This window comes from Psychrobacter sp. TB55-MNA-CIBAN-0194, from assembly GCF_040309505.1.
In the GTDB taxonomy this organism is placed as follows: domain Bacteria; phylum Pseudomonadota; class Gammaproteobacteria; order Pseudomonadales; family Moraxellaceae; genus Psychrobacter; species Psychrobacter fozii.
This window is the reverse complement of the sequence record NZ_JBEOOW010000001.1, coordinates 608,509-621,136: the sequence shown is the minus strand read 5'-3', so window position 1 is coordinate 621,136 and position 12,628 is coordinate 608,509. Positions and strand designations below refer to the sequence as shown.

The following is a 12,628-nucleotide window of genomic DNA, read 5'->3' as shown; positions in this document are numbered from 1 at the left end:
GTTTATCGGTCAACGGTAGTATTGATAGCAACAACAGCTGTCTTCTTCGCCGGTAATAACTTGATATTCCAGCGTAGAGTACGATATTCAGAATATGGAACTTTTACCATCTTGCCATCTACCTTTTTCATTAAAGGCATATCAGCATAATTCTTGCCATCAGTACTGGCTTGTGCACTTGTAGGTTGTGCCTCACCAGTAAATGTCATATTTATAGGAATAGGTAGAGTGACCATCAAGTCGTTGATATCTTTACTAATAGTATTGGTGTAAGTTGCCTTGTATTGAATGACAGTACCTACTGGTGCGGTACGTACCGGAGAATATACTGTCTTACCGTCTGCATTTTTGGTAACTTGACTGGCTGTTAGTTCCATTTTTAGAGCATCTGCTGCATGTGCATTACCCAGAAAGCTGGCACATAATATAGTTGTCATTACTAATTTGGTTGTTATGGCAGAAAATTTCATAATTCGTCTCTCTTTCAGTAAAAAATATTTATTTCACTTCAACAAACCAATTCATTTCGTGAATTTTTCCAATGTGTTTTCAGAATGTTCTGTATGTTTGATGTAAGTAAAATACGTTTTTAGTATTCTTAAGGTAATTATATATCGTTTATTATTTAAGCTCAGAAAAAGCAGATGGAGGGAGTTATAAAACAGCTGAATGGTAAAACTGACTCGTCAAATAGGTAAAAAAAAACAACAGTCGATCAATTTATGATATCGACTGTTGTTCATAGGTGGTAAGGGCTGTAGACGATTGTACGGAAAGATTATTTGGACTGCGTTGATCCATATTGAGTGTTGAAATAAAAGCTGCGAATGCTCCTTTTTGTCAACACAGTAGCTATGGTAGTAATAGTTCCATTTTGACCTTTAACGAGACCATCGCTGTAAATGCCAAAGGCTCGTGTTGGATCTGCCAATACAGAGGTAACTGTAGTGTCTGCTGGATTACTAGCGTCATTTTTTTGTAGTACATCTTGCATAATAAAATTGCTAATATCCATATTTGCGCGATTTGTGGCTGTAATTCTATAAGCAATACATTGACCTGGCTGCACATCAGCACCATTCGTTGAGCTAGATAATGCGTTTTTACTATATGTGGCTACCTTGGTCAGATCTGTAATAGTACACGTATTTGCTGCTTGCTCTTTTTCAAGTACGATGGCTGAGTTTTTGGTAATCACTCGGCCAAAATTATTATTTGAGTAACTATAGGTATTGGTTATTAAGCTGATGCTACGTTTATCAATCGTTGTGCGTACAGGGTAGGCGCTACCACTGTAAGTTTCGATGAGACAAACAGAACTTTGAGTACCGATGACACTGCTAGCGATGTTAAATTGGTAAGTACCAATATCGCTTACGTTTGTCGAGGTTAAGGTTTGTGTGCCGTAGGTTTTGGTTGGATTCTCACATTTATCTACTAATGTAATTGTACTGCCAGAGATACCTGTTTCAGAAGGGGCGTTCAATATGCCGTTGAAATAATTAGAGTTGTTATACACGCCACTCGTGATGGTGCTATTGGTAGCATCAGCCTGGGCGTCGGTAATGCCACCATTGTCATTAAATACAGTGCCTGTGAACACATAATTAGGGCTGTTTGTGATAGTACATGTGATTTCATCACCATAATTTAGATTGGACAACGTAAATGAGCTGGCTGTGCCAGTAGGCATCACAGTCGTGCTACCGGTTGTCGCATTGGTACAAGTATAGCTAGTGCTGTAGTTACTAGCATTACCATTTATTATACTTTCAGATATGGTATAGATAGTACTTGGAGCTAATTCCAATGGGGTAACAGTGCTTCCGTTAGTTACGGTTGAACCTGTCCCTGTTGTCGTAAAAGAAGCTGTAGAGCCTTGAGTATCAGGAGTCAACTTTCCACCAGCTACTTTAATATTGAATTGGTCACGTTTAGTATCGCTGTCGTTAAAACGAGTACCTTCTAATTGTTTTTTTACAGTCAATTTAGGTGGTGCAAGACAAAAGTAGAAGTCTGAGTAGCCCACTAAATGGTCACCAGTGGATGCGGTTGTAGAAGCCCCCGTATAGGTATTACCATGAGTGGTAACAAATGGTGTGTTTGCTGACTGTGCTCCCCATTCAATATTAAAGTTACATGGACTAGTGGGGTTACAGTTCGTCCATTGGTTAGCAGTAATCGTTTTGCTTGAATTAGATAATGTGAAGTTGGTTGTAGTGCCTGATGTAGTATAATTGCTAAAAGCACCACCAGCAGTGACAAGTGAGACTGACTCAGTATATTTTCCACTTAGGTTTGCATCTAAATCCTGAACAACAAATCCATATTTTGATACTGGTTTATTAATAGTAGCTGTCAGCCTATGATTGATGTCGATTTTCTCGCTACTATGGCGAATATTAAGAGCATTCGTTGTCACACCGCTAAAACTGCTGACCTCTGGATAGCCAGTTCTAACAAAGTTAATATCAGAAAATGATAGTACTAACTTAAGACCGCTATCAAAGCTATAGGTAGTACTAGCATTTCCTGCTGCTGACCAGCTGAGCGTTGCTTTGGGTGCAGGAGTAGTGCTCTTAGAGCCCAGATAGTACATCGCATGATCGCTTGGGCATGTAGGGTTGGCTTCAGCAAAGGCCAAATTACTGACTAAAAGCATAGGAACAGCGGCTATCAATGCCATCATTCGACATATATATTTACTGAATAAATATGTGCTAATTGAGTCTAAAAGTCGTTGAGTTTGCTGCATGCTGCTGTTCCTATAAACGAAAACTCGGTATAAATATCTACCTACCAAACCGCTCTATATGTTACATAATACGTATATTAGGTAATAATTTCGTAAAAATCATAGGAAGTTGATGAATGGTAGTTTTGTTATGACCAATCACATCAAGACGTCTTGGTCATTAACCTGTTACCTTTTATATACTTGACTTTAAGCTATCACTATATTAGTCATTTTTAAAAAAACTAATCATTATTTATTTTAAAAATACTTGTCATATCGTCATTTCTTTACAGCTATAAACATCTATGTCATAAGCGCCTATAATAGAGAGTTATTATCGTTTGATAATTGGCTGTAGGCGTTGAGTGATGACTTTGTCCTGACTGCCTAACGATTCCATTCGTATGTAATGGATAGTACTGCTGCTTTTAGAATCGTTACATTGAACGGTTCGACATTGTGGAGCGGTGAAGTACAGTCATACAAGCTTCAATATGAAACGTAACTTCTCAAAATTAACAAGGAAGTCATTGAGCACATCATGTATGTAAGACAGTATTAAGTAATACTTTGATTTTATAAATTCCTGCTATTGAGTAGGATTGACTGACAAACAAGGACAACAAAGATGAATTATTATAAGGATGCTGATAGCACCGAAACACAGGAATGGCTGCAAGCTTTTGAGTCTGTACTCAAACATGCAGACAAAGATCGTGCTCAGTTTTTGCTAAAAGCTTTGTACAACATGGCGGTTCAAGAAGGATTGCCGTTCAATAGATTAGACACCGCTTACGTCAATAGTATTGCGGTCGAAGATGAGCCAATGTACCCAGGCGATCTAGGCATGGAGCGTAAAATACGTGCTTTGATTCGTTATAACGCACTTGCTATGGTTATGCGTGCCAATAAAAATGATGACGACTTGGGTGGTCACTTAGCGACATTCGCTTCTAGTGCGACACTTTATGAAACGGGTTTTAACCATTTCTTCCGCGCGGCTAGCGATCACTTCGGTGGTGACATGATTTATTATCAAGGTCACTCAGCACCAGGTATCTATGCACGTTCTTATTTAGAAGGTCGTTTGACCGAAGATCAGCTTGACAATTTCCGTCGTGAAGTAGGTGGCAAAGGTCTATCAAGCTATCCGCATCCCTATCTCATGCCTGATTACTGGCAGTTCCCAACGGTATCGATGGGGCTTGGTCCAATCATGTCTATCTATCATGCCCATGTACATCGCTATATGGAAAACCGTGGATTGCTAGAAAAAGAAGGTCGTAAGATCTGGACATTCTTAGGTGATGGTGAAACGGATGAGCCAGAAAGCTTAGGTGCCATTTCTCTTGCAGGTCGTGAAAAGTTGGACAACCTTATATGGGTAGTCAACTGTAACTTGCAGCGTCTTGATGGTCCAGTCCGTGGTAACGGTAAAATCATTCAAGAGCTTGAGTCAGTATTCCGCGGCGCAGGCTGGCGAGTCATCAAAGTTATTTGGGGTGGTAACTGGGATTCGTTACTTGGTAAAGACCATACAGGTGTGCTTAAGCAGCGCATGGAAGAAGTGGTTGATGGTGAGTATCAGTTGTACGAAGCGCGCACGCCTGAATTTACCCGCAAAGAATTTTTCGGTAAATATCCAGAGTTAGAAGAAATGGCAGATGCGTTGACTGACGAAGAGATCTCGCGCTTAAACCGTGGTGGCCATGATCCAGTTAAAGTGTATGCTGCATTTAGTGAAGCCATGAAAACCAAAGGTCAGCCAACGGTTATCTTGGTCAAAACCGTTAAAGGTTATGGCTTATCTGCCCAAACGCAAGCGGTCAATAAGTCGCATCAGATCAAGAAGCTTGATCAAGAAGCCTTGATGTATTTCCGTGATCGTTTTGATTTGCCATTTACCGACGCGCAGCTAGAGACCCTACCATTCTACCGTCCTGAAGAAGGTTCAGCGGAGATGAAGTATCTCAAAGGCCGTCGTGAAGCGTTGGGTGGTCATTTACCAAACCGTCGCAGTGGTCATATTCCACTGAATATCCCTGAATTATCGATGTTCGATCGGGTATTAAAAGGCAGTAATGGTAAAGAGCAATCGACGACCATGGTATTCGTACGCTTACTATCAGCGATGCTAAAGAACAAAGACATCCAAGATCGCGTCGTACCAATCGTACCTGATGAAGCACGTACTTTCGGTCTAGAAGGTATGTTCCGTCAATTGGGTATTTACTCGGCTGTTGGTCAGAAATATACGCCAGAAGATAGTGAAGCATTGATGGGCTATAAAGAAGCTATCGACGGTCACATGTTAGAAGAAGGTATCAACGAAGCAGGCGCGATGAGTACTTGGATTGCGTTGGCAACCAGTTATTCTGTGAATGCATTGCCGATGATTCCAATGTATATCTACTACTCAATGTTTGGTTTCCAACGTGTGGGTGATTTGGCTTGGGCGGCAGGTGATTGTCAAGCACAAGGCTTCTTATTGGGTGCAACGGCTGGCCGTACGACGCTTAACGGCGAAGGCTTGCAGCATCAAGATGGCCATTCACAAATCTTGTTCAATGTCGTGCCTAACTGTGTGACCTATGATCCATGCTTTGGTTATGAGTTAGCAGTAGTTATGCATGATGGTTTACGCCGCATGTATGGCGAAGGCGAGCGCGTTTATTATTACCTAACGCTAATGAATGAGAACTATGAGCAACCTGAAATGCCAGAAGGTGCCGAAGAAGGTATTAAACGTGGTATGTATTTGCTCGAGGACAATGGCTCAGCACAAGTACAGCTATTGGGCTCAGGTGTTATCTTACGTGAAGTACAAAAAGCCTCACAGATCCTAAAAGACGAGTTCAATATTACGTCTAACGTATGGAGCGTGACCAGCTTTAATGAGTTGACTCGTGATGGTATGGTTTGTGATGATTACAACCGTCTGCATCCAATGGATGAAGAGAAAGTGCCTTGGGTTACTGAGCAATTAGCACCGCACGAAGGTATCGTAGTTGCAGCGACAGATTATATGCGCAATTACTCAGAGCAGATTCGTGCTTGGTTACCAGACAACCGTCCTTATACCACGTTGGGTACTGATGGTTATGGCCGCTCTGATACTCGTGAAAACTTACGCAGTTTCTTCAACGTTGATGCCGCGCATATCGTTGTTGCAACGCTTAAACGTTTAGCGGATGAAGGTGAAGTTGAGATGCGTTTGGTTAAAGACGCTATTTCTAGCCTAGGCATTGATGTGGATCATCCACCTGCATGGCAACAGCAGTCTTACTATGATCAGTCTCCAGATGCACCAGCACCAGGTAACGTGAATCCAAATCCTGTCCCTGAGTTTATCGCTGAAGACGACGAAGAAATCAGTAGTGAAGGTCGCGCTGAAGATCAAGCAGATGCTAATGTACTCAATGATGGTGATGTCAAAGAATAATAACCATAAGACTAGGAGATAAATCATGGACATTAAAGCCCCCGATTTGGGTGTTGATAGCGCCGAAGTCAGCGAGATTATGGTAGAAATCGGTGATGTCATCGCAAAAGATGACAACATCGTATTATTAGAATCTGACAAAGCCTCAGTTGAAGTGCCAAGCTCTGCTGCTGGTAAAGTCACCAAGATTAATATTGCTATTGGTGATCAAGTTAGCGAAGGCATGGTGCTGATTGAGCTTGAGAGTGCAGAAGACGGTGCGGAAAGTGATGATAGCGCTGCTGATGACAATCAAGAAGCGAGTGATACAGAAGAAGCCGCTGCTGCTAAGCCAGAAGCAAAAGCTGAGCCAACTGAGACTGAATCAAAGTCATCAGAGTCTAGCGCCAAGCCCGCTGCTAATGCTAGTAAGTCAACGACTCATGCACTACCTGACTTAGGTGTTGATGAAGCGCAAGTTTCTGAAATTATGGTTAGTGTGGGCGATACAGTGACTGCGGATCAGTCGATTTTATTGATTGAATCTGACAAAGCATCTGTCGAAGTACCAGCACCAGAAGCCGGAAAAATTGAAAAAATCTTAGTCCAGACAGGTGACATGGTCGCCAATGGTCAAGACTTCATCGTTATCATGAGCAGTGGTACAGACGCTGCTGATGAGAGTGAATCTGCATCAGATAGTTCTGAGTCGAAAGAGTCAGCACCAGCCAAATCAGAAGAGAAAGCTGCTGCTAAAACAACTGGTGAACCAAAACAGGCAGAAAAATCTACAACGTCTAATGTGGCCGCCAGTAAGAAAGCTGACAAGCTGACAGAAACACAAGTAAATGAAAAGCTGGTTGACGTTTATGCAGGTCCAGCTGTACGTAAGCTTGCACGTCAGTTGGGTGTGGATATCACAAAAGTAAGTGGTTCGGCACTGAATGATCGTATTCTAAAAGAAGACTTGTTTGCACATGTCAAAGAGAGTTTGACCACTCAAAAAGCAGCACCTGCTAGCAGTGGTGTGGCGAGCTCAGGCTTACCGAGCTTACCTGACATGAGTAATACTGAGATTTGGGGTGAAACATCGACACTAGACCTTAGCCGTTTACAGAAAGTGTCGATACCACAGCTCAATTACAATACATTGCTACCGCAAGTGACGCAGTTTGACTTATCAGATATCACTGAGACAGAAAAACTACGTGGCGAGCTAAAAGGTGGTATGAAGGTAGAAGGTATTGGCTTCACTATCTTAGCCTTTGTGGTCAAAGCGACTGCCTATGCATTAACTCAGCATCCACGCTTTAATAGTCATTTAAGCGATGATAATACTCAAGTTATCTTGCGTAAAAGTGTCAATATGGGTATCGCAGTGGCAACTGATGACGGCCTCATCGTACCAGTTATTAAAAATGTGCAGGATAAAGGTCTGAAGCAAATTGCTATCGAAATCGGTGAGCTTGCCGTTAAAGCGCGTGATAAGAAACTCAGCACCAAAGACTTGCAAGGGGCGAGCTTTACTATCTCAAGTCAAGGTAACCTAGGTGGTACAGCGTTTACACCACTGGTGAACTGGCCACAAGTGGGTATCTTAGGTGTGTCTGAGGCAAGTATGCAGCCACGTTGGGATGCTAAAAAGCAAAGCTTTGAGCCACGCCTGATGCTACCGTTATCATTGTCTTACGATCATCGTGTGATTAATGGGGCAGATGCCGCAGTGTTTACCCGTTATATTGCAACGCTACTGGCTGATCCACGCCGCATTTTGCTATAAGTCTAAATACATAATAGTGTTGGTTTGAAAAAAGACTGTCTACGGACGGTCTTTTTTATGCGCTAAAGTTTGAACGTAATTAAGATATATCGAGTATGCACAAACAGGTTCCATTAGCGCATTTGCAGTACACCTGGATAGTAACTGCTTGTATTGTCGCTAAACAACAGACACAAAAAAGCCGGTAGATACCGGCTTTTTCATTACTATAAGTACGACTTAGTAAAACGGACTTCTAATTAGAAGCTTTTTACGTAAGCAACACCATATACCCAAGGGCTGATATCTACTTCACCAAGATCATCGCCATTTAGGCTTACGTCTGATTTGATGTCGATATAGCGTGCATCAATACGGAAAGCATCCGTTGGAGTGAATGGGAAATCAACACCGACATGGCCAGCAACGCCAACACTATCGTCGATATCTAAGTTAGCTGAACCGCCAGTGTATAGTTTTTCTTTAAAGAAAGTCGTGTAGTTCACACCAACACCAATGAATGGCTTGATGTTTAGAGGGATGTTATAACCATCAAAGTGATACTGGACAGACAAAGTAGGTGGTAAATGTTGAGTTTCACCCTTAATTTCGTTACCAGCAGCATCAGTCAATGTGATGTCATGGTTGAATGGAATCGCTGCTAGCAATTCAATACCAACGTTATTAGCAACGAAGTATTCGGCAGTAAGTGTTGGACGCGCATCGCCACCAACATCTACAGAGTAGTCTGTGCCGCCTGCATTGAGCGTACCGTTATCACTCTTAGGGTCAACATAATGTGCACCGGCAGCAACTGACCAAGTACCAGCAGGTACTGCAAAAGCAGTCGTCATAGTAAGTGCAGTAGCAGCGGCTAAAACTAGGGATTGTAGTTTCATCGTTTAGTTCCTCAATGTGATAGATGATTATGGGCCAGTTTCTAACAATGGATTGCATTAGTTACTGATACACAATGTTATGATTGTTTATTAAACTGTAACATTATAACTCCATTATAGTACAAAACCGTTTTATCTGTAAGGTTTTAAACGCATATTAAAGATTTTTATCTCACAATTTACAATATAAAGTCATTTGTACTAATGTATTTAGTATTTACTTAAAATAATCAACTATTGTAAGATGGTATTATAGCTCTTATGATGATACGAAGAAGTGATAAGTACTCTGGTAATTATTGCTTCTGAGATTCTAATATATTTAATATCTCATTCATCAAATGAATGACTATGGTCTAAAAATAGGCGTAATATATTATGCTTGGTTATTGTAGTAATTCTCCTCTGCGCTGTGACAATGCCTATTCTATAAAGATATTGAATCGGATGGACTCCTGTTGTCCTGAATGCAGTCTATTTCTACTGCCTGCTCAGGATGTTAGTCAGCAACTATATGCTGACGAGCAGTTCCTAAGATTTTCTATTATGGTGATTATCTGTACGTTATTTACGGTAATCTATATTTACTATTTTTATAGTACATTACCGTGATTTCTCATAAATTTCTATTTTCGCGATTGGCAGCACGCTTATAGTACTATACTGTTAAGTATCTACTAATATAAGATCGGTGTTTCACCGCATAGGGACGGTATGCTATTCCAATCTATACGGCGCCTGCGTATTTTTGTTTATAATATTCTACAAAATGATGAGCATGACACGCTCTTCAGTCGTTATATCGACTATTTCTTAATATTTTTGATCATGACGAATGTGGCTGCCGTGATTGCAGAGTCAGTCGATAGTTGGTATTACCCTTACCAAGATTATTTTACGTGGTTTGAAAACTTCTCTATTGTGATATTTTCCATCGAATATATGCTGCGATTGTGGAGCGTGGCTGAAGTAAAACCAGATGGCACTACTTGGCGACAGCGTTGGAACTGGCTAAAAAGCCCATCTGCGTTGATTGATCTGATCGCTATCATTCCTGCATTTTTGAACTTCTTTGTCTCTATCGATTTACGTTTTTTACGTATCCTACGTTTATTTCGTATCCTCAAACTTACACGCTATTTTGCTTCGATGCGTATCCTGCTGGTGGTCATCAGTAAGGAAAAAGGCTCGTTCCAAGCGGTTATCTTTATCTTGATTATTATGATTGTAACGGCTTCTAGTGGGATTTATTTGGTTGAGAATCATGCACAGCCAGAAGAGTTTGAATCGATTCCCAAGGCGATGTGGTGGGCTGTTGTAACACTCACCACAGTGGGCTATGGTGATGTCACGCCGATTACCAATGCGGGTAAGATATTGGGCGCCGTTATTACGATATTGGGTGTGGGCTTAGCAGCATTACCTGCAGGTATCCTCGCGACAGGTTTGGCCAATGAGCTTGCTCAGCGACGTGAAGGGCTTGAGCAGCACTTTCGAGAGCAACTGATCGATAGTGATTTTGACTTAGTACAGAATCAGATGATGATCGATAAGATTCGCCGCGAGCTAGGATTAGATAAAGAGCAGGCGCAAAATATTGTACTGCAAGTACTGCGTGAACAAGAGCTTGAGCGCCGTGAAAAAGAGGTAGAAATAGGGCAGAAGAATTTTTGCTCACATTGTGGTGAGCGATTGTAGAAAAGTGCTTTTTTTACTATGAAGTGCGTTCAAAAAAGGGTGCAGCGTTTTTATAACGTCGCACCCTTTTTATACACTATTACTTGGTGAGTATCGTACGAATGCTATATCCCTTGTAAAGGGAGTGCACGTGCCAGCTCGTGAGCCACCTCTTGCGCGGCACTGGCCAAATCTTCGGCAGGCAGCGGTAAGTTTTGCAATGTTAGATGCCAGTCATCCACTTCTCGACGTAAATGAGCGACCCAAAGCGTTGTACAGTCACGTGGTAACTTTTTGAGATTGACTTCAAAACAATGGTTGCCTTCATCATCACTTAAATGAATCTCGCCTGTTTTTACTCTAGAAAACGGATGACCATGGTAAGAGTTGGCAATCATAGCAATATGAGTGATATGTGTTGGAATCTTATCTAAGTATAGTCTGATTTGCTCTTGATCGAGAGGGGCCAAATACATCGCTTGCTCACCGCGATCTTTACCGTTTAAGCTATCACCCTGATGCTTAACCGATTCAGCTTTGTCACGCAATTGTTTGAACCAAACGATGTCACTGATCGTACAGTTTTTGTCGTACAACACACAGGCCAAATCAATATCAATCGCGCTTTGATTTTTTTTAAAGCGCTTGAACAACCCTTTGGGTTCAATCTTAGTAAATTCATAGTTTAACGAAAAAAACAAGGTTCCTGCATCTAGGCCCAGTCCTCTTAAACTGTCTGACAGTAATGGCGATGGGGCAGTGATTGACATAGTGTTCCTTATTCGATCTTAAATTTTAATAGAGGTATATTGAGTTTAGAAGTTTGAATACGTTTAACTTTTAGCGTCATAGCTATTAGTCGTTATCTATCCAGTCGCTACTCATCATCTAAAGACTTGTCTAATACCGCTTGATATAGCAGCTGAGGTTTTGCATCTAGTAGACCACTGCCAAAACCGCGCAACCACCAAACCAGTTGTGACGTTAGATTGACCGTTGCTTGTATTGTCAGTTTGTCACCATCTAACGTGACGGTTTGATCGTCGCTGAGCTTGCTTTCGGTGAGGCTTTTGCCTGCTTGTGTGGTGAATTGTAGCTCGATAGCTGTATTTTTACCATGGTCAGGCAGTTCACTGAATAATGGATGACTAAAGCCCATGCCACCTGCATCTAAGTAAGTATCGAGTTGAAAATTGTCAGGCGTTTTTGCTGCGCTTTCGAGTATCTCAACACTGGCAAATCGATGTAGCGCAAAGGTGCGAATGACAGTTTCTGGGTCATCGGTACGAGTTGCCAGTAGGTAAATAATGACACCACGTTGAATAATGGCAATAGGGTTTAGGATATATTCACTAGATTGCGATTTATCACTGCGTGTATAGCAGGCTTTAATTTGTAATTGATAAAATAGCGCATGATAAATATTGTCTTTGCTATCCAAATCGATATGCGGGGCAATCAATGGCTGCGTGGCAGGTTCGATGCGTACTCTATCGATCCATGAATGGGTGACTTTGCTGTTTTTAAGTTGGCGCCGTGCTAAGTCAAACCAAGGAAACAGTTCATCCAAAATAACAGGGGGTAGTAATTGGGTGAGATTAGCCTCCACCATATTAAAGGCCACCGCTTGTGATAAGTTCATATGCGGCAAGCTTTGTAGCGGCGCGTCATCGCACCAGCGCCAGCCTTGTGGATTGGCATTGTTTTTTTCAATAGGGAAACGTTTTGCCAGCGCATTTAAATCACGTTGAACCGTGCGTAGACTGATATCAAAACCTGCCATCATCAGCTGCTCGTAGATATGCGTGGTGCCTACCCAACGATTGCGTTGTAGCTGCGACAGTACTTGCCATTGGCGAGCAGTCGTCGCTGCGCCATGTCGATTATCGTTGCTCACTTCCGAGGTACTACTGCTCTCAGCCGCTAGCGCTTTGGTTTGCTCGTTAGCGTCTGTCTGAGTTTGAATGTGATCGGCGTCAGTCGGATGTACAGTCATTAGGAAGTAGCCTTTATGAAGTATCGAGTCAGTTTTTATAGAGCAATTTTAAATGCTAGCGGCGGGTCAGTGACCCTATATCATCGCAGAAAATCCCCGTAGCGTCTAGCAACGGAGATTATTCAATGATTCTGCTGTA

At 41.9% G+C, this 12,628-nt stretch carries 8 protein-coding genes; 3 read left to right on the top strand and 5 right to left on the bottom strand.

Features of this window, described 5'->3' with window-relative positions:
- Positions 1 to 2: 2 nt before the first annotated feature.
- Both AAEY75_RS02430 and AAEY75_RS02425 read right to left on the bottom strand, forming a co-directional pair.
- On the bottom strand, positions 3 to 470 hold the full coding sequence (locus AAEY75_RS02430) for a hypothetical protein (RefSeq protein ID WP_352258187.1): 468 nt from the start codon (positions 468 to 470) through the stop codon (positions 3 to 5).
- Between the two features lie 308 nt (positions 471 to 778).
- Entirely contained in the window at positions 779 to 2,755 is a 1,977-nt protein-coding gene (locus AAEY75_RS02425) for a hypothetical protein (protein WP_352258185.1), read from the bottom strand.
- 610 nt (positions 2,756 to 3,365) lie between these two features.
- Here AAEY75_RS02425 and aceE point away from each other — a divergent pair.
- Both aceE and AAEY75_RS02415 read left to right on the top strand, forming a co-directional pair.
- Positions 3,366 to 6,179: a pyruvate dehydrogenase (acetyl-transferring), homodimeric type gene (gene aceE, locus AAEY75_RS02420; protein ID WP_110923050.1), complete on the top strand. Its 2,814-nt coding sequence runs from the start codon at positions 3,366 to 3,368 to the stop codon at positions 6,177 to 6,179.
- Positions 6,180 to 6,204: 25 nt separating this feature from the next.
- The gene (locus tag AAEY75_RS02415; protein WP_352258183.1) at positions 6,205 to 7,938 is read left to right on the top strand and encodes a 2-oxo acid dehydrogenase subunit E2; all 1,734 of its coding nucleotides are present in this window, start codon (positions 6,205 to 6,207) and stop codon (positions 7,936 to 7,938) included.
- 239 nt (positions 7,939 to 8,177) lie between these two features.
- Here the strand turns inward: AAEY75_RS02415 and AAEY75_RS02410 are convergent, their stop codons facing one another.
- Complete coding sequence (locus AAEY75_RS02410; protein WP_352258181.1) at positions 8,178 to 8,816, bottom strand: OmpW/AlkL family protein; 639 nt, start codon at positions 8,814 to 8,816, stop codon at positions 8,178 to 8,180.
- Positions 8,817 to 9,530: 714 nt separating this feature from the next.
- Between AAEY75_RS02410 and AAEY75_RS02405 the strand changes: the two genes are divergently transcribed.
- Entirely contained in the window at positions 9,531 to 10,514 is a 984-nt protein-coding gene (locus AAEY75_RS02405; RefSeq protein ID WP_197100218.1) for an ion transporter, read from the top strand.
- A 104-nt stretch (positions 10,515 to 10,618) separates the two neighbouring features.
- On the opposite strand, the gene AAEY75_RS02400 is transcribed toward AAEY75_RS02405, so the two are convergent.
- Entirely contained in the window at positions 10,619 to 11,263 is a 645-nt protein-coding gene (locus AAEY75_RS02400; protein WP_197100219.1) for a TerD family protein, read from the bottom strand.
- Between the two features lie 107 nt (positions 11,264 to 11,370).
- Entirely contained in the window at positions 11,371 to 12,489 is a 1,119-nt protein-coding gene (locus tag AAEY75_RS02395) for a helix-turn-helix transcriptional regulator (RefSeq protein WP_352258178.1), read from the bottom strand.
- Positions 12,490 to 12,628: the final 139 nt, after the last annotated feature.

Coding starts and splice junctions, on each gene's coding strand:
- AAEY75_RS02395 (WP_352258178.1), bottom strand. CDS start 12,489: ATGACTGTACATCCGACTGACGCCGATCACATTCAAACTCAGACAGAC.
- AAEY75_RS02430 (WP_352258187.1), bottom strand. CDS start 470: ATGAAATTTTCTGCCATAACAACCAAATTAGTAATGACAACTATATTA.
- AAEY75_RS02400 (WP_197100219.1), bottom strand. CDS start 11,263: ATGTCAATCACTGCCCCATCGCCATTACTGTCAGACAGTTTAAGAGGA.
- AAEY75_RS02425 (WP_352258185.1), bottom strand. CDS start 2,755: ATGCAGCAAACTCAACGACTTTTAGACTCAATTAGCACATATTTATTC.
- AAEY75_RS02410 (WP_352258181.1), bottom strand. CDS start 8,816: ATGAAACTACAATCCCTAGTTTTAGCCGCTGCTACTGCACTTACTATG.
- aceE (WP_110923050.1), top strand. CDS start 3,366: ATGAATTATTATAAGGATGCTGATAGCACCGAAACACAGGAATGGCTG.
- AAEY75_RS02415 (WP_352258183.1), top strand. CDS start 6,205: ATGGACATTAAAGCCCCCGATTTGGGTGTTGATAGCGCCGAAGTCAGC.
- AAEY75_RS02405 (WP_197100218.1), top strand. CDS start 9,531: ATGCTATTCCAATCTATACGGCGCCTGCGTATTTTTGTTTATAATATT.